23 protein-coding genes and 1 riboswitch are annotated in these 23186 nt (G+C 42.7%); of the genes, 10 read left to right on the top strand and 13 right to left on the bottom strand.

Annotated elements, in window-relative coordinates:
* Window positions 1-89: 89 nt before the first annotated feature.
* Window positions 90-449: a hypothetical protein gene (locus IQ19_RS17540; RefSeq protein WP_242021036.1), complete on the top strand. Its 360-nt coding sequence runs from the start codon at window positions 90-92 to the stop codon at window positions 447-449.
* A gap of 173 nt (window positions 450-622) precedes the next feature.
* On the opposite strand, the gene IQ19_RS17545 is transcribed toward IQ19_RS17540, so the two are convergent.
* The 3 genes from IQ19_RS17545 to IQ19_RS17555 form a co-directional block, all read right to left on the bottom strand.
* The gene (locus IQ19_RS17545; RefSeq protein WP_144543660.1) at window positions 623-1804 is read right to left on the bottom strand and encodes an MDR family MFS transporter; all 1182 of its coding nucleotides are present in this window, start codon (window positions 1802-1804) and stop codon (window positions 623-625) included.
* 204 nt (window positions 1805-2008) lie between these two features.
* On the bottom strand, window positions 2009-2188 hold the full coding sequence (locus tag IQ19_RS17550; protein WP_144543661.1) for a glycogen biosynthesis protein GlgD: 180 nt from the start codon (window positions 2186-2188) through the stop codon (window positions 2009-2011).
* A gap of 12 nt (window positions 2189-2200) precedes the next feature.
* Complete coding sequence (locus IQ19_RS17555) at window positions 2201-2464, bottom strand: YtzC family protein (protein WP_144543662.1); 264 nt, start codon at window positions 2462-2464, stop codon at window positions 2201-2203.
* A gap of 410 nt (window positions 2465-2874) precedes the next feature.
* Here IQ19_RS17555 and mnmL point away from each other — a divergent pair, with 410 nt between their 5' ends.
* On the top strand, window positions 2875-3843 hold the full coding sequence (gene mnmL, locus IQ19_RS17560) for a tRNA modification radical SAM protein MnmL/YtqA (RefSeq protein WP_144543663.1): 969 nt from the start codon (window positions 2875-2877) through the stop codon (window positions 3841-3843).
* Complete coding sequence (gene mnmM / locus IQ19_RS17565; protein ID WP_144543664.1) at window positions 3840-4412, top strand: tRNA 5-(aminomethyl)-2-thiouridylate-methyltransferase MnmM; 573 nt, start codon at window positions 3840-3842, stop codon at window positions 4410-4412. The genes mnmL and mnmM overlap by 4 nt, the downstream gene beginning before the upstream one ends.
* A gap of 36 nt (window positions 4413-4448) precedes the next feature.
* On the opposite strand, the gene IQ19_RS17570 is transcribed toward mnmM, so the two are convergent.
* Both IQ19_RS17570 and IQ19_RS17575 read right to left on the bottom strand, forming a co-directional pair.
* A complete protein-coding gene (locus IQ19_RS17570) occupies window positions 4449-5543 on the bottom strand; it encodes a tetraprenyl-beta-curcumene synthase family protein (protein WP_144543689.1) in 1095 nt (364 codons plus the stop codon).
* A gap of 645 nt (window positions 5544-6188) precedes the next feature.
* On the bottom strand, window positions 6189-6992 hold the full coding sequence (locus IQ19_RS17575; protein WP_144543665.1) for an alpha/beta hydrolase: 804 nt from the start codon (window positions 6990-6992) through the stop codon (window positions 6189-6191).
* 432 nt (window positions 6993-7424) lie between these two features.
* On the opposite strand from IQ19_RS17575, the gene IQ19_RS17580 reads away from it, so the two are divergent.
* Together IQ19_RS17580 and IQ19_RS17585 are read left to right on the top strand one after the other, a co-directional pair.
* The gene (locus IQ19_RS17580; RefSeq protein WP_144543666.1) at window positions 7425-7946 is read left to right on the top strand and encodes a gamma carbonic anhydrase; all 522 of its coding nucleotides are present in this window, start codon (window positions 7425-7427) and stop codon (window positions 7944-7946) included.
* Window positions 7947-8063: 117 nt separating this feature from the next.
* Complete coding sequence (locus IQ19_RS17585) at window positions 8064-8915, top strand: C39 family peptidase (protein WP_144543667.1); 852 nt, start codon at window positions 8064-8066, stop codon at window positions 8913-8915.
* A 35-nt stretch (window positions 8916-8950) separates the two neighbouring features.
* Here the strand turns inward: IQ19_RS17585 and asnB are convergent, their stop codons facing one another.
* From asnB to IQ19_RS17600, 3 genes are all read right to left on the bottom strand, one after another.
* A complete protein-coding gene (asnB, locus tag IQ19_RS17590) occupies window positions 8951-10855 on the bottom strand; it encodes an asparagine synthase (glutamine-hydrolyzing) (RefSeq protein ID WP_144543668.1) in 1905 nt (634 codons plus the stop codon).
* A 294-nt stretch (window positions 10856-11149) separates the two neighbouring features.
* Window positions 11150-12346 (bottom strand): methionine adenosyltransferase, encoded by a 1197-nt coding sequence (metK, locus tag IQ19_RS17595; RefSeq protein WP_144543669.1) that lies wholly within the window; start codon window positions 12344-12346, stop codon window positions 11150-11152.
* 482 nt (window positions 12347-12828) lie between these two features.
* A riboswitch (SAM riboswitch) is annotated at window positions 12829-12945 on the bottom strand.
* Window positions 12946-13050: 105 nt separating this feature from the next.
* Window positions 13051-13425 (bottom strand): thiol-disulfide oxidoreductase DCC family protein, encoded by a 375-nt coding sequence (locus IQ19_RS17600; protein ID WP_144543670.1) that lies wholly within the window; start codon window positions 13423-13425, stop codon window positions 13051-13053.
* A 219-nt stretch (window positions 13426-13644) separates the two neighbouring features.
* Between IQ19_RS17600 and pckA the strand changes: the two genes are divergently transcribed.
* Window positions 13645-15231: a phosphoenolpyruvate carboxykinase (ATP) gene (pckA, locus tag IQ19_RS17605; protein WP_144543671.1), complete on the top strand. Its 1587-nt coding sequence runs from the start codon at window positions 13645-13647 to the stop codon at window positions 15229-15231.
* Window positions 15232-15658: 427 nt separating this feature from the next.
* On the opposite strand, the gene IQ19_RS17615 is transcribed toward pckA, so the two are convergent.
* From IQ19_RS17615 to IQ19_RS17630, 4 genes are all read right to left on the bottom strand, one after another.
* Window positions 15659-16606 carry a hypothetical protein gene (locus IQ19_RS17615; protein ID WP_144543673.1) on the bottom strand — a complete coding sequence of 316 codons (948 nt, stop codon included), beginning with the start codon at window positions 16604-16606 and terminating at the stop codon, window positions 15659-15661.
* Window positions 16587-17111, bottom strand: a complete 525-nt coding sequence (locus IQ19_RS17620) for an RNA polymerase sigma factor (protein ID WP_144543674.1) — start codon at window positions 17109-17111, stop codon at window positions 16587-16589. Before IQ19_RS17620 ends, IQ19_RS17615 begins: the two co-directional genes overlap by 20 nt.
* A gap of 361 nt (window positions 17112-17472) precedes the next feature.
* Window positions 17473-17715, bottom strand: a complete 243-nt coding sequence (locus IQ19_RS17625; protein WP_110066379.1) for a DUF2584 domain-containing protein — start codon at window positions 17713-17715, stop codon at window positions 17473-17475.
* Window positions 17716-17805: 90 nt separating this feature from the next.
* Entirely contained in the window at window positions 17806-18591 is a 786-nt protein-coding gene (locus IQ19_RS17630; protein WP_144543675.1) for an alpha/beta hydrolase family protein, read from the bottom strand.
* Between the two features lie 347 nt (window positions 18592-18938).
* On the opposite strand from IQ19_RS17630, the gene IQ19_RS17635 reads away from it, so the two are divergent.
* From IQ19_RS17635 to IQ19_RS17645, 3 genes are read left to right on the top strand one after another with little or no spacing between them, the layout of a single operon-like run.
* Entirely contained in the window at window positions 18939-19934 is a 996-nt protein-coding gene (locus tag IQ19_RS17635; RefSeq protein WP_144543676.1) for an ABC transporter substrate-binding protein, read from the top strand.
* Window positions 19935-19973: 39 nt separating this feature from the next.
* Window positions 19974-20753, top strand: a complete 780-nt coding sequence (locus IQ19_RS17640) for an ABC transporter ATP-binding protein (protein WP_144543677.1) — start codon at window positions 19974-19976, stop codon at window positions 20751-20753.
* Window positions 20731-21540 (top strand): ABC transporter permease, encoded by an 810-nt coding sequence (locus IQ19_RS17645; protein WP_144543678.1) that lies wholly within the window; start codon window positions 20731-20733, stop codon window positions 21538-21540. Before IQ19_RS17640 ends, IQ19_RS17645 begins: the two co-directional genes overlap by 23 nt.
* 14 nt (window positions 21541-21554) lie before the next feature.
* Here IQ19_RS17645 and ytkD read toward each other — a convergent pair whose 3' ends face one another.
* Window positions 21555-22034, bottom strand: a complete 480-nt coding sequence (ytkD, locus tag IQ19_RS17650) for an RNA deprotection pyrophosphohydrolase (RefSeq protein WP_144543679.1) — start codon at window positions 22032-22034, stop codon at window positions 21555-21557.
* 160 nt (window positions 22035-22194) lie between these two features.
* Between ytkD and IQ19_RS17655 the strand changes: the two genes are divergently transcribed.
* The gene (locus IQ19_RS17655) at window positions 22195-23076 is read left to right on the top strand and encodes a DUF6612 family protein (protein ID WP_144543680.1); all 882 of its coding nucleotides are present in this window, start codon (window positions 22195-22197) and stop codon (window positions 23074-23076) included.
* Window positions 23077-23186: the final 110 nt, after the last annotated feature.

Raw genomic sequence — 23186 nt, forward strand, 5'->3', positions numbered from 1 at the left:
TATCATATTTTTCTGACAACAAATTCAGCAATCAAGGTATTCTTCCCGGTTTTATTGCCCATACCATTATTAATCGGAAGCTTGGGGAGGTGTTTCGAATAAAAGGCATTTTTTTTATCAACCCGCATTGGCAGTCGGGAAATTTATCAAAAGAGGAAAGTGCTCAGTTACAAAAACAGACTTTGGAGGCTTACATTGAAGAGCACAATATTCTCACGATAAAACTAAATCAATGGCAGCTGAATGACTATTACACGATTCCGCATGCCCTCCTTTATGACTTAAAGCAACATAGAGCGGATCTGGATATTCTGCTTCTTTATTCAGAAGAGGTGCTGGAAGACTTTATTGACTGCTATCCAGCCAGATGGCTTATATTAAAAAGCTTTTTCAATGAAGTTGTGTTTGCAGACAAGCAAAAGGAAGAATATTTGGAAGGCGCCGGCTAAGACTGCGGGTCATGTCTTGGCCGATAAATCCGGTGGATTCGTTGATAAAATTGGATTTTCGTTGATATATCTAAAATTTCGTTGATATATTCATTTTTTCGTTGATATCTGGCTTAATTTCGTTGATAAACCTTATAAACAGAAAAACCTGCAGCCGCAATCTGCAGGTTTTTTTATGAAGCATGTGCCAATTCCTTGGACTCTTTCAATTTCCGGTCATATACCAGGGTTGTCATAATAGCAAAAACATATAATACCATCAAAACAGCAAATAGTATTGAGATTCCATAAAGGTCAACCAAAATACCGCCCAATAAAGGTCCAATCATACGGCCGCCTGTCGCGGTGCTGTTAACAATACCCTGGTAAAACCCTTCCCGCCCTTTTGGCGCGAGTTGATTGGCAATCGTCGGCACTGCCGGCCAGATAAGCATTTCGCCTATCGTCAGAATCACCATTGCCACAATAAAAGCAGAAAATTGCTCTGCGCTTGCGGCTGCTGCAAAGGAGCCAATAAAAATGACCATTCCAGCGATCATCTGCGACTTCAGTGTTTTGAACCATTTTACCAAACCGCTGATAAAAGGCTGGCCAAGAACAATCAGTGCTCCGTTGATAGACCAAAGCAGGCTGTATTGCTTTAGAGAAATGTTCATCTCCTGGGTATATGCCGCAATAGTGGATTGCCACTGTACATATCCAACCCAGCATAGTAAATATCCGACACAAAGAATAAGCAATGCATATAGCTTTGTATGGTTTTTAACAACTCGATTTTCCTGGAGGATCGATGTTTGCTGGCCTGAAATGGTATTAATGCCCTTGTATCCGAATACGGCTATCAGCAGAAATACTATGTACATGAGTGTATTGGCCAGGAAAATTAGCTGGAACGAATAAGATGCGACAAGCCCGCCGAGAGCTGCACCTATCGCCACACCAGCATTTTGGGCCACATAGATGGCATTGAATGCCTTTCGCCCTCCTTCTTTCCAAACCGATCCCGCCATCGCAAACATCGATGGAAAAACGATTCCCGAACCAAAGCCCACAAATGTCAGAAACACCACATAGGCAGGCCAGCCATGCCAGAAGGTCAGGCCGAGAAGCGCCATTACGGTGATGCCAATACCGAGAAGAATGGACCGATAGCCGCCTATTTTATCAAAAAGGCTTCCGCCAAACAAATTGCCGACTACACTGGCAGCGGCATTCAGCATAAGGACAAGGCCTGCAACAGATAAAGATTTTCCTAAATGCTCATGAATGTAAATGGTATTTAAAGGCCACAAAAAAGAAGAGCCGGTTACATTTACTGCCATCCCAATAATTAAGAGCCATAAGGTACGCGGCATGTAAAAACGCCCCTTTAACTAATTTATTTTACTGATGGAGGACATTTGCCTCCGGAAGTATATTTCGAAATCCAAAATAATTTTAGTTGTTTTTTCCTGCCCTTGCAATAGGTTTTCATTCGATTATTATAGACAGAATAATTTCACTTTTTGATGCATATTAAAGCCCCGATACGAATCGCATCGGGGCTTTTCCATGTTTATTTAGGAGGATTGTTCCGGTTCCGGATGGAATTTTGATTTGACTGGCTGGCCGCCAGTGTTTTCATATTTCTTTTTCGATTGCTTTACTGCATCAAAATCCTGTCCGAGTTCAAGGTCCTGGCTATTGACCCCGTTTCGTGTTTTTTGTTCAGGATTATTCTGCTTTGAACGTTTTTTCAAATCGATCACTCCTTAATGAGGAAGTATAATCATCTGATTTTGGAGCTGCTGCAGCTGAAGCCTCATACGGTGAAGCTGTTCCCGCTGCTGGGAATTGGCGCTATGGGCCATTTGAGTAATATCATTATAAGCAGCTTCCAAAGATTGAAGAGCACTGGAGTAGTCTTCATCATTATAGTGCTCCTGTGTCCGTCCGGCATCAAACTGCTCCTGTGCATAGCGGATTGCATCCTCACATTGCTGCAAGAGTGTATCCATCGATTCACGAGTTGCCATTTTACGTTCCCCTCCTTGAAGAATGGGTATAGAAGCATGCATGCTTCATGTATTAGTCTGTTCATTTTTCCGCAATCCTTACTACCCTATTTCCTGCCAATTCCCCTTGGATAAGGCTTTACGTTCATGTTAAGATTAATTTTGTCAAAGCTAAATGGGTGCACTTCATCGCCCCGTATTTTTATTAAAGGCTTAGTTAAAGCTCATTATTGATTTTGGCACTTAGTTGATTTGAGCGAAAGGCGCGAGACTCCAGCGGAAGAAGCATGTCAAAGGGAGACCCCGCAGGCGCAGGGCGCCGAGGAGCGTCGGGCCGCCCACGGAAATCAACAGGCAAAATTAAAAGAGCTTTTATTAAAAAGTATACTTTCAAACCTTTATATATAAGTTCTCAAAGGGAGGAAACAGGTATGGATCAAACTAATCCTTTTCCGTTTGCATCTGATAATAAGCGCTACCATACATGGAATTATCATTTACGGAATGAATTTGGCCATAAAGTTTTCAAAGTAGCACTGGACGGCGGCTTCGATTGCCCTAACCGAGACGGTACTGTTGCACATGGCGGGTGCACATTTTGCAGTGCGGCAGGCTCAGGGGATTTTGCTGGAAACCGTGCAGACGATTTGGAAATACAATTTAACGAAATTAAGACAAAAATGCACCATAAATGGAAAGATGGCAAGTATATGGCCTACTTTCAGGCTTTCACAAACACACATGCTCCTGTAGAAGTGCTGCGTGAAATGTATGAAAGGGTGCTTGAGCAGGAAGGAGTTGTTGGCCTTTCCATCGCAACGCGCCCTGACTGCCTGCCGGATGATGTAGTCGAATACTTGGCCGAGCTTAACCAAAGAACCTACCTTTGGGTAGAGCTGGGATTACAGACTGTTCATGAGCGGACAGGCCTGCTGATCAACCGCGCACATGACTACCAGTGCTATGTGGAGGGAGTAAACAAACTCCGTAAACATGGGATCCGCGTATGTTCCCATATTATTAATGGCCTTCCGCTTGAAACGCCTGAAATGATGATGGAAACAGCACGTGAGATTGCAAAGCTTGATGTACAGGGAATTAAGATTCACCTTCTTCATTTATTAAAGGGAACGCCAATGGTCAAGCAATTTGAAAAAGGAATGCTCGAGTTCCTGTCTCTTGAAGAGTATGTAAACTTAGTATGCGACCAGCTGGAAATTTTACCTCCAAAAATGATTGTGCATCGAATTACGGGCGATGGTCCGATTGATTTAATGATCGGGCCGATGTGGAGCGTCAATAAGTGGGAGGTTCTCAATAGCATTGATGCAGAATTGAAGCGCAGAAACAGCTGGCAAGGGAAATTTTTTAGCCCCAGCCAATTGGAGGCGATATCATGAAGCTTGAAAGAATTTTACCTTTTGCAAGGCAGCTGCTTGAAAAAGCAGTGTCCCCCGGAGACATCGTCATTGATGGGACTTTAGGGAACGGGCACGATACGGTTTATCTTGCCAATTTAGTCGGGCCAAACGGAAGGGTTTACGGGTTCGATATTCAGGAGGATGCAGTTTTTAATACGAAAGCACGGCTTGCGGAGCATGAGCTGGCTGACCGGGCTACCCTTTTCCACTCCGGACACGAATATATCCTTCAAAATGTCCCGCCTGTCCATCATGGTAAAATAACCGCTGCCATTTTTAATTTAGGCTATTTGCCTGGCGGGGATAAATCAATTGTTACCCGGCCGCAAACAACGATTTCTGCCATCGACCAGCTATTGGAGCTGATGGCACCTGAAGGAATTATTCTTTTGGTCATTTATCACGGCCATATAGAAGGAGCGGTTGAACGTGATTACCTGCTCCGTTATGTCAAACATCTGGACCAAAGCCTGGTCCATGTTCTGCAATATCAGTTTATTAATCAAAAGAATAATCCTCCGTTTATTTTGGCGATTGAAAAACGGTAAACAAATGCAAAAAGCCTGCGTGAATGCAGGCTTTTATTATTTTATAAATGCTTTGGCCATCCCGGCCGGCATCAATTTTTGGATTGCCCGGTAAGCCCGTCCGTTCATGTAAAAGAAATAACTGACCATTCCGCCTGTTTTGATCATGCTTTTCGCTAATCTCCGCACGTTCCTTTGTTTTCTAACTTTTTCATCTGATAGATAGATGCCCAGCAATCCGCGATTAATCAATTTGTGGAAATGCTTATGGGGAAGCTTTTCGGTATGCTTGTCCGCTTCAAGGACAAAGTGCTTGAGGCGCGAAAACAGCTTTTCTTCATTTTCATAATAAAAGCAGAAGTTTAAGTCCCCGCCAGCTCGATCTTCTTCCTGATCAATCAGGTAGTCCAGAAGAATATGGAGGCCCTGGATATAAGGAAAATAGCCATTACGGATATTTTCTGCATGTTCCCTTTCAAAATCATCCCTTAACGCGTAAGAGACAAGGCAGAAAATTCCGAGCGTCGACCCGGAACAAGCTGAAAATTCATACCATTCCATCTCCGGAATATCCGACCTGTATTGATCAAACCAGGTTTGCAGGCGTGGAACTCGCTCCTCCACAACCACATGCTTATGTATTTGCAGATCACAGTAATAGCGGCATAATTCTAGCAAATGGCTTTTTATATGAGAGTAATGCTCTAGGCCGGATAAAACTTCCCTGCAGGTGGCTGCTAAATCCGCGAGATAATTTCCATCATCCTGTTCATTTCTCAAGCGATAATAATTTTTGCTGGAGGCATCGGTGTTCAGCGCATCCTCCATTGACTCATGCAGAGCGGCAAAATCTCCAGGGTCCAGCGAAGTACTGCGGTCGCATAGATTGTCCAAATAATCGCTGATTGTCTGATAAGCGACAATAAATCTTATGGCTTCCTCGTACTTTGCCTTGGCCATTAAAGACATAATCGCCCCGCCTTCACAGTGGAAGGTTTTATGCTCAATGCTGGCAAGGGCCTGGTTCCTTAATTCCGGATCCGGGATGGCTTCTGCCCTGCTTTTCCAATATGCCAACTCTTTATGGACTGCAGGCAGAACTTTCCGATATACATGTGACATCAAACTAATTGGCATGGAAGGGACACTCATGACATTACCTACCTCCTTTGGCACAGGGCACCTGCTGTTTAGTTATTTATTAAAGTTGGTTGCATCCTCTTAACGCTATCCCCGAAAGCTGCCGGGTTAATTCCAGCTATTTTTCATCTGACAGACGATTTATTTTGAGTGGTAACAAATTGATTAACGACCTTTTGCTCATCGTAAACCCATTATGGGCGTTAAATCAACTGATTAACAACGATAATCTTATTTCTAACCCACTTTTGGTCGTTAATCATGTTCATTAACTACTATACTCTACATAGCAAGCTCATTTTGGGCGTTAATCCAGCTGATTAACAACGATATTCTTATTTCTAACCCACTTTTGGTCGTTAATCATGTTCATTAACTACCATACCTACATAGCAAGCTCATTTTGGGCGTTAATCCAGCTGATTAACAACGATTTCTTATTTCTAACCCACTTTTGGTCGTTAATCATGTTCATTAACTACCATACCTACATAGCAAGCTCATTTTGGGCGTTAATCCAGCTGATTAACAACGATATTCTTACTTCTAACCCTAGTTTGGTCATTAATCATGTTCATTAGCGACCTTTTTTGCTCATCGGAAACCCATTATGGGTGTTAATCTTACCCAAGAGGGCAGAGTTTGAATTTTCCCCTTTTACACAACATAACCTAGAGCTTTTAATTGGCTGTTAACAAAATCTTTTGTGTACTCGAAGACTTCTTCCCGCTCCGGTTCATTAAAAACTTCATGATAGCATTTTGGCCATTCTTTGAATCTTTTTTCGGAGAAGGGCGCCAGGTTAAACCAGTCTCTGACAGTTGTTTTATTGACAATTTTGTCATCGCCGCCCTGCAAAACAAGGAGCGGCACATCCTGTATTTTATCCAGGTTTTCAAAGGCGAGCTTTATGGATGCCACAAGTTCCCGGTACCATCGGACTGAAACCTTGGTTACGTAGAGAGAATCGTTCAAATCTGCATCAAGTACATCCTGATTTCTGGTTGCCATCTCTACGGACAAGCCAGCATCCATTTTCAGGCTTGGCACCAATGAGTTAAGGCCAAGCGATAAAAAGTTAAGGAATTTGGAAGGCTGTTTGACTAGACCTAAACATGGAGACGAAAGAATCACTCCAGCCAAATTCATTCTTTCTTCCTGAAGCAGCCGAATGGCAATCAGGCCGCCCATGCTATGCCCTAAAAGAAAAACCGGCAATTCGAACTCATATGCAGCTTGTACCCAATCCTTTACTTCAAGAATATATTCATCAAAGGAATCAATATGGCCTCTTCTTGACCTTGTCGTCATGCCTTGGCCAGGAAGATCTCCCATTATGACATGGAAACCAGCCAAGCGCCACATTTCAATCAGCCAGCCATAGCGGCGATGATGCTCCATTGCCCCATGCACCATGACAATAACGCCCTTTGCTTCTCCTTCAGTTTCCCATTTCCACATAGTCCATCCCCCTAGCCTTTTATTACGAACCATCTTATGTAAATATATTATAGCCTAGATGCTTAAATTGTTCCTCAATCAAACACCGATAAAAGTACGCCGATCTTTTTGCTAAGGCCTGTTAAACTTGCCTGTTGATTTCCGCTCCAGGGACCTAGCGAACCGCGAGCGGTCAGGGAGGCTCCTCGGCGCATTCGCGCCTGTGGGGTCTCCCTTCGACAGTCTCTTCCCGCTGGTCATTGAATCAGCATCCTCGAATAAACACCGCACGATGAAAATGCGAATGCATTTTCGAGGATCTCGCACCTTCCACTCCAATCAGCAGGGTGCAAAAACAACAAGAAGCTTTAGCACAGCCTTTGCTAAAATAACATTAAAATGCTTCTTGTGATAGAATCAAAATAATCAAACTACTTATAGGAGTGTTCAAAGATGATCTATCCATACAAAGACAAAGAACCCAAAATTGCAGAGTCAGCTTTTATTGCTGATTTTACTACCATAACCGGTGATGTGGAGATCGGCGAGGAATCCAGCGTATGGTTTAACACCGTTATCCGAGGAGATGTAGCATCCACTATTATCGGCAGAAAAGTAAATATCCAGGACAATTCAGTTCTGCACCAAAGCCCAAATAACCCATTGATATTGGAAGATGAAGTATCTATCGGCCATCAGGTAATCCTGCATAGCTGCATTATCCGTAAAAAAGCATTAATAGGGATGGGTTCCATTGTGTTGGATCAGGCGGAAATCGGCGAGGGTGCTTTCATTGGCGCGGGCAGTCTTGTTCCACAGGGCAAAAAAATCCCGCCAAATACACTTGCTTTTGGAAGGCCTGCCAAGGTTATACGTGAACTGACCCCCGAAGATATTCAAGATATGGAACGCATCAGCAGGGAATATGCCGAAAAAGGGCAATACTATAAGTCTTTGCAGAAAGACACTAAATAACACGGCTCTCATTCTTCTAACTTATTCCCTTTCCAGCATGAACTAAGCTTATAAATTTAATAATTAAGGGATTTTGCCGATAATAAACAAGCAGTTAGACTGAGGCGGGTGAAGGAATTGTATTTATATATAGCAGCAATCATGCTTTTTCTGTTTTTGATTATGATATTTAGAAAGACACTCTTAAAAACAGCATCACTGTTTCTGGTTGTTTTTATCCTTATTTCTGCTGCCTTTGTGCTTGATAATTGGGACCAGAACCGGTCAGCTTCGGCAGTCGATCAGATGAAGTCATGGCTAAGTGAACCCGTTAAGAAAACTAGTGCTTTTATAGAGCACAATACTGCCGTTGTTAAAATTAAAGACGAAACGCTGATTGATCTTCCCGCTGTTAATCAATTTCCTGAACTGCCAAGAGGATGCGAAGTGACAAGCCTGTCCATGCTCCTTCAGCATGCAGGCATAAAGGCTGATAAAATCACTCTGGCAAAAGAGATAAAGAAAAACCCTGAACCTTATAATATAGAAAACGGGAAAATTTACTTTGGCCATCCGAACGACGGATTTGTGGGCGATATGCTTTCCTTTGATAATCCAGGACTTGGCGTTTACCATAAGCCTGTGAAAGAGCTTGCCGAAAAGTATTTACCGGGCTCCATTAGAGATCTTACCGGTTCCGATTTTACAGAGTTAAAAATTCACCTATCAGACGGAAGGCCAGTTTGGATCATTACCAATACTGCATATAAAAAGCTCTCGGATGATTTTTTCCAAACATGGCATACGCCAAGCGGCGAAATCCAGATTACATACAAAGAGCATTCTGTACTGCTGACAGGCTATGATCAGGAATATATGTATTTCAACGATCCGCTGACAGGCGAAAAAAATAAAAAAGCTCCCATTGCGGACTTCGAGGAAGCCTGGGTGCAGATGGGAAGACAAGCTATTACTTATCTACCGCAATAAAAACGTCCATCAGGATTCCCCTGATGGACGTTTTTTTAGCCTTTTAGAGGCTGAAGATCTTTATTCACTAAGTACTCTTTTTCAAAGGAGTATTTCTTTTCTACATAAACTTGATGCCATACCATGAACATAAGAACAGTCCAGATTTTACGGCTGTTATCTGCTTTATCCTGGCAATGGTCCTCAAGAAGCCTTAACACATATTCTTTGTTGATTAGATGATCTGTGCTGCTTTCACGGATGATATTTTTAGCCCAATCGTTCATTTCATCTTTCAGCCAATGGCGGATTGGAACCGGGAAGCCAAGCTTTTTGCGGTTTAACACATGATCAGGAACAACACCTTCAGCTGCTTTGCGAAGAATGTACTTCGTTGTACCATTCGCCGTTTTCAGGCTGGTCGGTATTTTAGAAGCTATTTCGAACACTTCTTTATCAAGGAAAGGAACACGCAGCTCAAGTGAATGGGCCATCGTCATTTTGTCCGCTTTTAATAAAATGTCTCCGCGCATCCATGTGTGGATATCAATATACTGCATGCGGTCAACCGGATCATAATCCCGGCTTTCTTCATAAAGCGGCTTTGTGATATCCGTATAATTCAGGCCATCTTTATAAACATGAAGCAGATTGCGCTTTTCTTCTTCTGTAAACATTTTCGCATTTCCGATATAGCGCTCCTCCATCGGTGTTACGCCTCGTTCGATAAAGCTTTTACCCTTCATTCCTTCTGGCATCATGTTCGCAATCATTCTTAACAGCTTTTTGCCGATTGCCGGTATTTTGTTGAACACCTCAAGAGATTGCGGCTCACGGTAAATATTATAGCCGCCGAACAGCTCATCGGCACCTTCACCGGAAAGAACAACCGTTACATGTTTGCGCGCTTCCCTAGCTACAAAATAAAGAGGTACGCAGGCTGGATCTGCAAGCGGGTCATCCATATGCCACATAATTCTCGGAATCTCATTCATATATTCCTCAGGCGATATGATATAGCTGATGTTTTCAACGCCCAGTTTTTCTGCCGTTTCCTTCGCCACATCCACTTCGCTGAAGCCATTGCGCTCAAATCCGACGGAGAAGGTTTTAATAGCCGGATGGAATTCCTTTGCAATCGATGCAATGATAGAAGAGTCGATACCGCCGGAAAGGAATGAACCAACTGGAACATCAGCACGCATGTGCATTTTAACTGAATCAAATAATACATCCCTAATTTCTTTAGTAAAGTCAGCTTCCGGTTTTTGAACAGGATGGAAAGCCGCTTTCCAATAGCGTTTGATATCCATTGGAGCGCCTATTTTTTTCGTGAAATAGTGGCCTGGCTCCAGCTTATGGATTCCTTCTGACATCGTATTTGGCTCAGGCACAAACTGATAGGTTAAATAGTGCTGCAAGGAATCATAATTCAATACATCATTCTGCAGCGCCAATAGGATGCTCTTCTTTTCTGAACCAAAGAAGGTACGGTCTCCTTTGTCATAGTAAAAGAAAGGTTTAATCCCGAATGGATCTCTTGCTCCGTATAATGACTGCTCCTTTTTATCCCAAATCACAAAAGCGAACATGCCGCGAAGCTTTTCAACAGCTTTTTCTTTTAAATGGCTGTAAAGGGCGATAATAACCTCTGTATCAGAGCTAGTTTCAAAGCTCAAGCCTGCTTTGAGTAGTTCTTCACGCAATTCCACATAGTTGTAGATTTCACCATTAAAAATAATCCAATAACGCTCATTCTCATAAGTCAGCGGCTGATGTCCGCTTTCAATATCGATAATACTCAACCGGCGGAAGCCAAATTGGATATGTTCATCAAAATAATATCCCGAATCATCCGGGCCGCGATGGGTAATGATATCATTCATATTTTCAAATTGCTCTTTATCTGCGTCACGGTAATTTTGTGCTTTATCATGTACACAACCAATAAAACCACACATTATGTACGTCACCTACTCCATTCTTTTCTCATTATTTAATATAGCCTTTTCGGCTCCTCTGTCTCTAAAAAACATACCCTATAATACTACCACTAATCATTTTAAATTAGCACGGGGATTATGAAAAAAATCTCAACGGAAAATAAAGCCATTATCAGAAGTTTATACGATAACATAAATCGTTAAACGCCTAAAGGGCAGAAAGACCCTAAACGGGTGAATTTTCCCTTATATGTTGTAAGACGTAAAAAAGAAAGCGGGAGTTACATATAAAATGCAACTCCCGCTTTTTTATTAGATGGCTTCAGAACGAAGGACTTCAGCTTTGTCTGTACGCTCCCAAGGAAGGTCAACATCTGTACGTCCGAAATGGCCGTAAGCAGCTGTTTGCTTATAGATCGGGCGGCGAAGGTCAAGCATGTTAATAATGCCTGCAGGACGAAGATCAAAATGCTTTCTAATAAGATCAACAAGTACATCTTCATCTACTTTTCCTGTGCCGAATGTATCCACAGATATGGATACTGGCTGTGCTACACCAATAGCATAGGCAAGCTGTACTTCCACTTTTTCTGCTAAACCAGCAGCTACAAGGTTTTTCGCAACATAGCGTGCAGCATAGGCAGCAGAACGGTCAACCTTTGTAGGATCCTTACCGGAGAATGCTCCGCCGCCGTGGCGTGCATAACCGCCGTAAGTATCTACAATGATTTTGCGTCCCGTTAACCCTGCATCCCCTTGAGGTCCGCCGATAACGAAACGTCCAGTTGGATTAATGAAGTATTTTGTATCCTCATCGATTAGTTCTTTCGGAACAACCGGATTGATGACATGTTCCTTCAGGTTGCGCTGGATTTGCTCCAGGCTGATTTCCGGATGATGCTGAGTGGAAATAACAATCGTGTCAATACGGACAGGCTTGTCATTTTCATCATACTCAACCGTTACCTGAGTTTTGCCGTCTGGACGAAGGTAAGGAAGAATCTCTTCTTTGCGCACTTCAGTCAGGCGGCGGGATAATTTATGTGCTAAAGAAATCGGAAGAGGCATAAGCTCTTTTGTTTCGTTGCAGGCAAAGCCAAACATTAAGCCCTGGTCTCCTGCACCGATTGCTTCGATTTCCTCATCGCTCATTTTTCCTTCGCGTGCTTCCAATGCTTGGTCAACACCCATTGCGATATCCGCTGACTGTTCGTCAATGGAAGTTAATACTGCACATGTTTCAGAGTCAAAACCATATTTAGCACGTGTATAACCGATTTCTTTCACCGTTTCACGAACGATTTTTGGAATATCTACGTATGTAGATGTTGTGATTTCACCTGCAACTAATACAAGTCCTGTTGTTACAGAAGTTTCTGCAGCAACGCGGGCATTCGCATCTTTAGATAAAATCGCATCTAAAATTGCATCAGAAATTTGGTCACAAATTTTATCCGGATGACCTTCAGTAACTGATTCAGAAGTAAACAAACGACGCTTTGTTGACATCTGGCTTCCTCCTTATAAATAGAAAATTGAGCGAGAATTAGAAACGCGGGAGCAGCCTAAAAACTTTTTCCTGCCATTTCAAGGATCTCTGTTTGATACGGAACTCATTCCCTTAGTAGTATGAAATAAACATGGAGTTTTTATTAAGAAAATTGGAAACGCTGGCCAGAAAGCCGAGGTTCATATTCTTATGCACCGCTGGAAGCTGCCTCTTAAAAAGCAGAATCGCTAGCAGAGCCAGGCCAAAAAACTCACATAAATAGTACATTCCAAAAGCCGTTCATCCCATTGCCAGTTTTAAAAGCGCAAGCGCCCGTTTAGCCTCGACAAGCATAAGACAGGCCCTGAAGGAAGGCGTTTCTTTGCCTTCTGCAAGGGAATGGCTTATGACCTCGAGAGGCTGGGTGCTGGAGCTAGATAAACAAAATAAAAAACCTTCTCATTAGTGAAAAGGTTGAAAGCAAATCGATTCGCGCCTTTCACTCTTATCGTTCAAGGAATTACGTCCTTGCGTCAGGTTAGCACCTTTGCTGTTTATTGCCTTTTAGCAGGTTGCTGGGTTTCATAGGGCCTGTCCCTCCACCAGCTCGGGATAAGAGAGTATCCGTTCAAGGTTGAATCATACCGTATTTTACCGAATCATGTCAACAAATTTCAATCATTTTTTACAGTAAAATTTCACTGCAGAAAATATGGTGCTATACTTACAGCGAGCAGCTTCCGTCATCGCACTTTTTCTTTAAAAATTTATGCCTGTTTTTAGCGATCCATTGATAAATGGGATTTCCTATTATAGGGGTAAACGGGATATATAAAAGAACGCTGAATAAAAATGTTGCAGGAAAATGCCGCAGCAGCCTCCTCACAGCATAGTACCCTTTTTTAATATCACCAGCAGGAGTAATGATATGAAGTTCTTTTCGCAGATCCTGTTTTGAAAATGAAATGGAGTTCAGATTTCTTTCATATTCCTGCAGGGAAATCCACTCCACCTGTTTGAGCCAATCTAGCTTTTCAGAAAGCCGCTTTGTTTCCTTGCATAAGGAACACGTTCCATCATAAAGGGCAATTGTCTTCATTAATACCAGTCCCATTTTCAGATTTAACACTTTCTTCTATAATAACATATACCGGTTATAAGGCGCTTTAGATGCATCTTTTGGTCTATTGGCACATTTTTATAACATTGGGTAAAAATTTAACGCATTAGTATAGACTAATTAATTTAATGTGTTATACTAATTTTGAGATGTAATCACTTTCATAAAAAATATCGGAAAAAGGAAGGTATTCATCAGATGAACTCTGTAAGCATATCAAATGAATTGAGCGAATTATTAAAAGGCAGCAACATTCAAGTACAATTATCTGTTCCTCAGCTTGTGGAAAAAGTTTTAAACCGTAAAGAAGGGTCTCTTACATCCACTGGTGCTGTACGTGCCACAACAGGAAAATATACAGGCCGTTCACCTAAAGATAAATACATTGTTGAAGAAGCATCAACTAAAGACAAAATGGACTGGGGCAGCGTGAACCAGCCAATCTCTGAAGAAGCATTCTCCAGCTTATATAATAAAGTCTTAAACTACTTAAAAGAAAAAGAAGAGGTATTTGTTTTCAAAGGCTATGCAGGCGCTGATAAGAAATACCGCATGCCGATCCAGGTCATTAATGAATATGCTTGGCACAACCTATTTGCACACCAATTATTCATTCGCCCGGCAGAAGATGAGCTTCTTGACCATGCATCTGAGTTTACTGTAATCTCTGCTCCTAATTTCAAAGCAGATCCTGCTGTTGATGGCACAAAATCCGAAACATTCATCATCATTTCATTCGAACGCCGCACAGTTTTAATCGGCGGTACAGAATATGCTGGTGAAATGAAAAAGTCCATCTTCTCAGTGATGAACTATATGCTTCCAGAGAACGGAATCCTTCCTATGCACTGTTCAGCCAACGTTGGAAGGGAAGGCGATGTTGCTTTATTCTTCGGATTATCCGGAACTGGCAAAACAACATTGTCTGCTGATCCAAACCGACGCTTGATCGGTGATGACGAGCACGGCTGGTCTGCAAACGGGGTATTCAACATTGAAGGCGGATGCTATGCGAAATGCATCAACTTATCACGTGAAAAAGAACCGCAAATTTTCGATGCGATCCGCTTTGGGGCTGTATTGGAAAATGTAGTGGTTAACAGCGAAACACGCGTGGCAGATTACGACGACAGCACATTAACTGAAAATACACGTGCAGCATACCAGCTGCAGGCCATTGATAATATCGTTGACCCAAGTATTGCCGGACATCCTAATACCATTGTGTTCTTAACAGCTGACGCATTTGGCGTATTGCCTCCAATCTCCAAACTATCCAAGGAACAGGCAATGTACCATTTCTTGAGTGGTTATACATCTAAGCTTGCAGGAACAGAGCGCGGCATCACATCACCGCAGGCAACATTCTCTACTTGCTTCGGATCGCCATTCCTTCCGCTGCCTGCAAATCGCTACGCTGAAATGCTTGGCGAAAAAATCGATGAGCATAACGCGAAAGTCTTCCTTGTGAACACAGGATGGACTGGCGGAGAGTACGGTGTCGGTGAACGCATGAAGCTTGCCTACACACGCGCAATGATAGAAGCTGCTCTTGAAGGCGAACTAAACAACGTAGACACAATCAAAGACGAAATCTTCGGCCTTGAAATTCCACAGCACGTAACAGGTGTGCCTGATGAAGTCCTTCAGCCAAGCAAAACTTGGGCTGACAAAGCCGCATATGAAATAAAAGCTAAAGAACTTGCAGCGAAATTCCGCGAGAACTTTAAAAAGTTCACAAGTGTTTCTTCTGAAATCGAAGAAAAAGGCGGACCAATCGCATAATATAAAAAGGAATTGCCGTTTGAGCGGCAATTCCTTTTTTGTTGGTTCATGCTTGTGTACTTTTATTTTTGCATTTCCTGGTATGCGCTTTGTGTGGATCGCTTTTGTTCCCTTTCTCCCTTTTCTCCGCTGATTCGGGCTCTGTTAAATTTGCCTGTTGATTTCAGCACGAGGCACTCAGCGAACAGCGGGCGGTCCGACGCTCCTCGTCGCTTTGCTCCTGCGGGATCTCCCTTTGATCCGCACTCCCGCAGGACTTTGAATAAGCTTCCCTGAAATAATACCGCACGAAGGAAATGCGAATGCATTTTCGCGGGATTAGTGCCTTCCGCTCCAATCAACAGGGTGCTAAAAACAACAATAAGCTTTAACAGAGCCTTTTTCTAAAAAGAAAGGCTACCTTTAGCTACTTTCCCCACTAAGCCTATTAATCAACCGGCTTCCTCACCTCAATTGGTACAGATTGTTGCAGAGTACTCATTCTGTATCGCCCGCTTTTCTTGATTACAAGATCGCCAGTATACATGCCTACCTTTTTACCAGTGTCTGCTTTAATATAATCTGTTTTCCCAGAAAAAAGGAATACCTCTGCTGTTCCGTCTTCAAAACGAAACAGCTCAAGCTCAACTTGCCCGGGCAAGTCTTCTCCCTCAACCTCAAGATTTACATTTTCAAATGTTCCTGCCACCAGGTCCTCCTGCGAAATCATTAGTGTGGAATCACCGATTTTGACATAAGGCTCCTTCACGTAAATTGAGAATTCTTCAAAGGTTTTTTCCCCGAACATAAACTTCAGATTCCATACGCCATGCTTTTCAAAAGGTTTAAAGCTTGTCAAAGCATGGGCATCAGAGCCATACATGCCTGCGCTTAATGTAAATGAAGCCATTTCCTGTGTAATGCCGGTATCCACATGGACTGCTTCCACTTTCATGTTTTGGTAAACCTGCTCGCCAGGCTTCCACCATAAATAGACCATGATTTTTGCTACACTTCTATCATCACCGGCAATCCATTCAGGAGGACTTAACAAGCTGACCCTTCCAGGTAGTCCAAAATTGGAATCGGGAAATACAGGTTTCCCATCTTCATCCGTAAGCGCAAAATAATCTCCATTTTCAGCTCTTTCAACACCTGCCCCCAAATGCTTTTCTGGCTCGCTTTTATTTTCCAAAAATAAAATAGGCACAATGATGAGGACTGCAAGAAATGCCGCTAAAACACCCGCCCGTTGAAAAGAAAAGCCAAATTTTCTTTTAGGCGACTTTTGCTTCCGCATACTGTGTATGATTCTATTTTTCTGTTCCCCCTTTAATTTATGAGTGGGGAATTCTTTCATTCTCTCAAGCAGCTCTTTATCTGAAAGATGGGTCACCTTGCTCATCCCCCTTTAAAAGCAAATTTAGTTTTTTTACCGCTCGGTGAAAGGTGACATTTACTTTACTTCCTGTCCACCCAAGTACCTCGGCCGTCTCCTCAGTTGATAGATCAGCAATCCCTCTGAGCAGGACCACGTCGCGGTAGTTATTTTTCAATTGATTGATAGCCCCCAGCAACCGGGCAGATTCTGCCTTTTGGATTAAAATTTCTTCTGTGATTGCGGATTCATTTTCCGAAGATTGCCTTGACAGTTTATCCTTCAGATTTTTCCAGACATTACTTTTTCTATAAAAATCAATGGCTGCATTGCGTGCGATACTGATTAGCCACGTCTTTGGATTGGAGTCAAATTTAAAACGCCCGTAGGACTGATATGCCTTTAAAAATGTTTCCTGCACAAGATCCTCTACATCCCTGGATCCTGTAAAATACACCAGATAATTGGTGATATCTTTTTCATATTCTAGAAACCACTGTTCCACTTGCCGGCCGGCCTCCATCAACTTACCCCCCTTTGTTAAATAGGACGGATTTTTTGATTCCATCTTACAGTTTTGATGGAAAAATTTTTAAGCATAGGCTCTTTTATATTAGGGTGTTGATTTACTCTGCAGTCACTCAGCGAACAGCGGGCTTCCGACACTCCTCGGCGTTCTACGCCTAGAGGGTCTCCCTTGGGTTCGCTTTTTTCCGCAGGACTATGTAAAGGTATCCTCGAATAAACACCGCACAAAGGAAATGCGAATGCATTTTCGTGGATCCCGCGCCTTCCGCTCCAATCAACACAGTGCTTAATCATCACTGAGCATTACCACAGCTTAAACATAAAAAAAAGCGCCCGGACATAGTCCAGTCGCTCATTTAATTTGTTGAATTTAATGCTACTAGCTGATACATAATGACTGTCTGGTTATTTTCCCACTCCACTTTTTTGATGATCCCTGTGCCGTTCAGGTCGCCATCAATCGTTCTTTTCACCTCAACAGGGATGTCCAGAGGGTATAGTCTGTACCCTTCTTTGACCAGTGAAAAATAGTTTTCATCAAGCCTCTTTTCCCTGCCCTTTGTCACGATCATGGTATTTAACTCCAAAGGCATACCCATTGGTATCTCTCCTTCATTGTGATGTTCTTACCTCTATTTTACCCCACCTTTTGCTGCGCTGAAAGCCCCTAAGAAAAATTAAGAAGATCCTCATTCATGGCTTTTCATCCAGGATGTTAAATCCTCAACGGTTTTGCGATTAACATTTGGCGGAAAGTAATGGGTGTATTCTTTAAAATACCAGCTATCCACCTTTTTATTGAGTGCTTTAAGCCTTTTTTCAAGGCGGAAGGAATGCTCTGCCGAAACATTCCGATCCTGCTCCCCATGGATGATCAGGACAGGCGCCTGCAGCTTTTCCAGCTGAAAAAGCGGCGTCCTGTATTTATAGCGGTCAGGAAATTTGGTCGGGGTCCCGCCAATTACCCTTTTCATCATCCTGCGAAGATCCTTGCGTTCCACATAGGTCAGGAACATATCGCTAACGCCTCCCCATGTCACAACTGATGCTGCTTCAGGAAATTGAATGGCAGTAAGCAGCGCCATTACACCACCGCGTGAAAAGCCAAAAACATGAACCCTCTTTACCCTGATGTGCTCCTGGAGAAGGGTGAAAGCTGCAAATGCATCCTGCCGGTCATCCCCCCCAAAATCCTCGTTTCCATCTCCTCCCTGATTACCCCTGTAAAAAGGCGCGAATACAATAAAGCCTTCACAGGCAAACTGAACAATCCTCCCAGGCCTCACTTTGCCGACATTCTTAATACCACCGCGCAGATAAAGGAATCCATCATACAATTCTTCACCTTTTGGCTCTGCAAGCAGGCCCTTTATATGTAATCCGTTTGCATAATAAGTGACCACGGATAACTCGATCGCTGGATTGGGTGAAGGAAATCTCTGCTTATCAATGATTTGCCCGTTTTCGAAATTCATATTTCCATCTCCCTTTTGGAGTTAATTATTTGCTAAATGGCGTTAGACCGGGAACCTGCACATATATTTTAAGAGTCGAACTAAACCATGCAAACTCACATGTATTTTCGAAAAGTGATACATGCTTCATGTAAATTGATTTCGTTTTAAAAAGTTTCGCTAAATTTCAAAAGTCCGGTTCGTTTCCATACTCCTAACTTTTTTTCCTGCTACGACTACTAGTATGAGCATTCCTCCCTGCTACTAAAAAGTTTTCATATAGGCATTCACACATTTTTTCCGTTTTCATACGATATCCTAGGCTTTTAAATCTGAATTTTTTTACCATAAGGGAGGTCATACGGCTTATGAAAAAATGGTTAAAAGTGAGCATGCTTCTGCTGCTTACGTCGATACTTATTATTCCTTTGGCCGCTTGCGGCAAGGATGAAGTTCTGAATGTCCGCGTTGCGGAGGTGACACGTTCCATTTTCTATGCCCCGCAATATGTTGCCCTTGAGAAAGGTTTTTTTGAAGAAGAAGGGCTTAATGTTGAGCTTACAACTACTGCGGGCGGAGATAAAACGATGACAGCTCTGCTTTCGGATAGCGCGGATGTTGCGCTCGTTGGCTCTGAAACATCCATTTACGTATCCGCACAGGGCTCCAATGACCCGGTTATCAATTTTGCGCAGCTGACACAAACGGACGGCACGTTTCTGGTTTCCCGCAATAAAATCGATCATTTTTCCTGGGATATGCTGAAGGGTAAAACATTCCTGGGCCAGCGTAAAGGCGGCATGCCGCAAATGGTCGGCGAGTTTGTTTTGAAAAAACATGGAATCGATCCGCATCAGGATTTGGATTTGATCCAAAATATTGATTTTGCCAATATTGCACCAGCCTTCGCTTCCGGCAACGGCGAGTTTGTCCAGCTGTTTGAACCGACTGCCAGCGTTTTTGAAAAAGAAGGCAAGGGATTTATCGTCGCTTCTTTCGGAACCGAGTCCGGTCATGTACCTTATACCACATTCATGACGAAGCAAAGCTATATTGATGAAAATAAGGAAACGGTCGAGAAATTTACAAGGGCGATCTATAAAGCACAGCAATGGGTCGAGACCCACAGCGCAAAGGAAACAGCCGAAGCAATCCAAGGATATTTTGACAACACAGAGCTAGAAATAATTGAAATGGTGGTAGACCGCTATAAGGGCCAGGGTTCCTTTGCGACAGATCCTATTTTGGATACAGAAGAATGGGATAACCTGCAGAACATCATGGATGAAGCAGGAGAGCTTCCAAAGCGCATCGAGCATGGAACATTGGTTAATACAGAAATCGCAGAGAGTGTAATGAAATAATACCGCAGCTTTAAAAAATTTAGAAAAGAGGTGGCCGACATGGATTTTCTAAAAATTAATGCCATACACCACACTTATTTTACGAAGACCACTGCTGTTACGGCCCTCTCCGATGTTTCGCTTGAGGTGGAGGAAGGGGAATTTGTTTCCTTCCTCGGACCGAGCGGATGCGGCAAGACCACTTTGCTTTCCATTATAGCCGGCCTTTTTGAACCGACAGAAGGGGCTGTGACACTGGAAGGAAAGCGGGTAGAAACAGCAGAAAATGAAATCGGCTATATGTTGCAGCAGGATTACCTTTTTCCATGGAAAACGATCGAAGAGAATATTTTATTGGGGCTAAAAATCGGAAATAGCCTTTCTCCTGATAAAAAAGCTTATGCCCTGGAGCTTCTTGCAAAAATGGGTCTCAAAGAGGTTGAGTCACAATTTCCGAAGCAGCTTTCCGGCGGAATGAGGCAGCGTGTTGCTCTCGTGAGGACGCTTGCGACAGAACCAAAGCTGCTGATGCTCGATGAACCATTCTCCGCTTTAGATTATCAAACGAAGCTGAAGCTTGAAGATTTGGTTTCCACCACCCTTAAATCTTTCGGAAAAACGGCCATTCTTGTTACCCATGATATCGGCGAGGCAATCAGCATGAGCGACCGCGTTTTTCTGTTCTCAGCAAGGCCCGGACAGCTTCATAAAACGTTTGTAATACCAAAAGAATTAAGAGATGCAACTCCATTTAAAGCCCGTAATCATGAAGCATATCCAGCCATTTTTCAAACCATATGGAAGGAGCTGGAGTCCCTTGAGCCCGCAGGAGAACGTTAAATTTCTTCATCAAAAATATATCCAATCACTGAATCGTGAAAAACGATGGGTCCGCTTTTATCAGATGGTTATCTTTCTAGTCTTTTTTTCATGCTGGGAGCTGGCAAGCCAAAAACAATGGATAGACCCGTTAATCTTCAGTTCGCCTTCAAAAGTTGGGAGATTATTTTTAACAAAAATCCAGGATGGGACCTTAATGATTGACCTGGGCTATACCCTTTCAGAAACGGTCTTCGGATTCATACTCGGAACTTTTTTAGGAACTTTCCTTGCAGCCATTCTATGGTGGTCACCAATGCTTTCAAAAATTTCGGACCCTTATTTGGTTGTGCTTAATTCAATGCCCAAGGTTGCGCTTGGCCCGATTTTGATTGTAGCATTAGGCCCAAGCTTCACTTCCATCGTGGCCATGGGTGCTATCATCTCAATCATTATCACAACCATTGTCGTGTATACGTCCTTTAAAGAAGTCGATCCGAACTATATAAAGGTACTTCAAACCTTTGGAGCTAATAGGGTACAAATTTTTAGGGAAGCCATCCTGCCTGCCTCATTCCCAACCATTATCTCCACTTTAAAGGTCAATGTTGGATTATCATGGGTCGGTGTCATTGTTGGTGAGTTCCTTGTTTCCTCAAAAGGCCTCGGCTATATGATCATTTACGGCTTCCAGGTTTTCAACTTTACGCTTGTCATGCTATCATTGCTTGTGATTGCTGTTTTTGCGACGGTGATGTATCAGCTTGTTGAGCTTCTTGAGAGAAAGTTAATTAAAAATGGATCATAGCAAAAACGGCAACGCTAATTGCCGTTTTTACTGTTTTCTGCTATTCTCTCCAGGCTTCTTTCAATCACTCTATCCTTCATGATAAAACTGTATTGTTCTTCCCATCTATGTGTTAATAAATCCCCCTCTACCAGCACCGGCCCGTTAGTCTCAAAATACTGTGTTTTCTTCTCCACCTGGGCGGCCTCTCCATAAAAAACCGCTTTAACAAAACGTTCGTTCCCCGTACAAACCTCATATTCGCCTAGGAATTCGAGGCTTTTCAGAATGGCACCCGTTTCCTCATAAACCTCTCTCCTTGCCGTTTCTTCAAGAGATTCACCTTGCTCGCCTTTGCCCCCCGGGAATTCCCAGCCGCGCTCTTTATGATTGGTCAGCAGCCATCGACCTTCAAAACGGCAAATGACAAGGACATGTTGGGGCTCCCTGTCAAAGGTACCCTTTTTAAAAGAGAGGCGCACTTCCCCTCCGTTCGCATCTAAAAACGTTTCCATATTATACCTCACTCATAAAAATATCCTTTGATGTTATCATTATAAAGGGAAATCCCTTTTAAAAAAACTTCTGGGCCTATAGTATGAAAATACATATTTTTGAAACTTTCTTTTTTTTTCATCGTAAAAACAACTGACTAACACAAAGGGAGTGTAGATATTGAAAAAAACTCTGGCAATCATTACAGGCCTACTTATGATCCTTTTGCTTGCTGCATGCAGTGATACAGCCAAGCCTGTCAATGAAACAGCTTCAGGAAATGACAACGGAACAAACAAAGATGAAACCCATACTGAAGAAAAATCGGAACTGACACTAGAGGAAGTATTATCTAAATCAACAGAGGCTTCCGAAGAGCTAAAAAGCTTTTCCGTTAAAATGGATATGAGCCAGCAAATGAGCTCTGATTCCGAAGCAGAAAGCATGAATATTGATTCAGTCATTGATATGAATGTAACAACGGAACCTACTGCCTTTTATCAAAAGATGACCATGTCAATGGAAGGCGCAGAAGACTCCTATGATATCGAAAGCTATTTTACCGAGGAAGGTATGTTCCTTTATGATGGAGCAGGCGATCATTGGATGAAGTTCCCTAAAGAAATGTCAGATGACCTGCTCCAGATGTCCAGCCAGCAGACAAATCCTGGCGAAGAGCTAAAGAAGCTTCAGCAGTTTGCTGATGACTTTACGTTTGAACAGGACACTAAAAGCTATATTCTAAAGCTTAAAGCCAATGGAGAAAAATTCAATGATTTTGTGAAGGAAACAGCGGCTGAAACCCTTCCTCCGGAATTGGCTGCCAATGGAGAAATGCTTGAAAATATGAAAATAAATGGTGTTGAGTATGAAATTGTCATTGATAAAGAGACCTTCTATCCAAGCGTGCTGAACATGATCATGGAAATGGAAATGGCAGCTGAAGGCCAGACGATTGCGATGAAACAGAACATGAACGGACAGTATTCAAACTACAATAAGGTAGAAACCATCACAGTACCGCAGGAAGTGATCGATACGGCTGTAGAGATGGAAATGTAAAAAAGCTGGGGCAAATGTAGACTAACCTAGATAAATGAGACACTATAAAACACCTTCGAAATGGTACACTTAATTAAAGTGTTAATTCGGAGGTGTTTTTGCGTGGGCAA

Source organism: Cytobacillus oceanisediminis (assembly GCF_007830235.1).
GTDB lineage: Bacteria > Bacillota > Bacilli > Bacillales > Cytobacillaceae > Cytobacillus > Cytobacillus oceanisediminis.

What these genes read in the sequence shown, in the direction of transcription:
- IQ19_RS17575 (WP_144543665.1), bottom strand. Translation starts at nt 6,992, where the DNA reads ATGTGGAAATGGGAAACTGAAGGAGAAGCAAAGGGCGTTATTGTCATG.
- IQ19_RS17620 (WP_144543674.1), bottom strand. Translation starts at nt 17,111, where the DNA reads ATGGAGGCCGGCCGGCAAGTGGAACAGTGGTTTCTAGAATATGAAAAA.
- IQ19_RS17635 (WP_144543676.1), top strand. Translation starts at nt 18,939, where the DNA reads ATGAAAAAATGGTTAAAAGTGAGCATGCTTCTGCTGCTTACGTCGATA.
- IQ19_RS17555 (WP_144543662.1), bottom strand. Translation starts at nt 2,464, where the DNA reads ATGGCAACTCGTGAATCGATGGATACACTCTTGCAGCAATGTGAGGAT.
- pckA (WP_144543671.1), top strand. Translation starts at nt 13,645, where the DNA reads ATGAACTCTGTAAGCATATCAAATGAATTGAGCGAATTATTAAAAGGC.
- IQ19_RS17630 (WP_144543675.1), bottom strand. Translation starts at nt 18,591, where the DNA reads ATGAATTTCGAAAACGGGCAAATCATTGATAAGCAGAGATTTCCTTCA.
- IQ19_RS17625 (WP_110066379.1), bottom strand. Translation starts at nt 17,715, where the DNA reads ATGGGTATGCCTTTGGAGTTAAATACCATGATCGTGACAAAGGGCAGG.
- IQ19_RS17580 (WP_144543666.1), top strand. Translation starts at nt 7,425, where the DNA reads ATGATCTATCCATACAAAGACAAAGAACCCAAAATTGCAGAGTCAGCT.
- asnB (WP_144543668.1), bottom strand. Translation starts at nt 10,855, where the DNA reads ATGTGTGGTTTTATTGGTTGTGTACATGATAAAGCACAAAATTACCGT.
- mnmL (WP_144543663.1), top strand. Translation starts at nt 2,875, where the DNA reads ATGGATCAAACTAATCCTTTTCCGTTTGCATCTGATAATAAGCGCTAC.
- IQ19_RS17600 (WP_144543670.1), bottom strand. Translation starts at nt 13,425, where the DNA reads ATGAAGACAATTGCCCTTTATGATGGAACGTGTTCCTTATGCAAGGAA.
- IQ19_RS17640 (WP_144543677.1), top strand. Translation starts at nt 19,974, where the DNA reads ATGGATTTTCTAAAAATTAATGCCATACACCACACTTATTTTACGAAG.
- ytkD (WP_144543679.1), bottom strand. Translation starts at nt 22,034, where the DNA reads ATGGAAACGTTTTTAGATGCGAACGGAGGGGAAGTGCGCCTCTCTTTT.
- IQ19_RS17545 (WP_144543660.1), bottom strand. Translation starts at nt 1,804, where the DNA reads ATGCCGCGTACCTTATGGCTCTTAATTATTGGGATGGCAGTAAATGTA.
- mnmM (WP_144543664.1), top strand. Translation starts at nt 3,840, where the DNA reads ATGAAGCTTGAAAGAATTTTACCTTTTGCAAGGCAGCTGCTTGAAAAA.
- IQ19_RS17570 (WP_144543689.1), bottom strand. Translation starts at nt 5,543, where the DNA reads ATGAGTGTCCCTTCCATGCCAATTAGTTTGATGTCACATGTATATCGG.
- metK (WP_144543669.1), bottom strand. Translation starts at nt 12,346, where the DNA reads ATGTCAACAAAGCGTCGTTTGTTTACTTCTGAATCAGTTACTGAAGGT.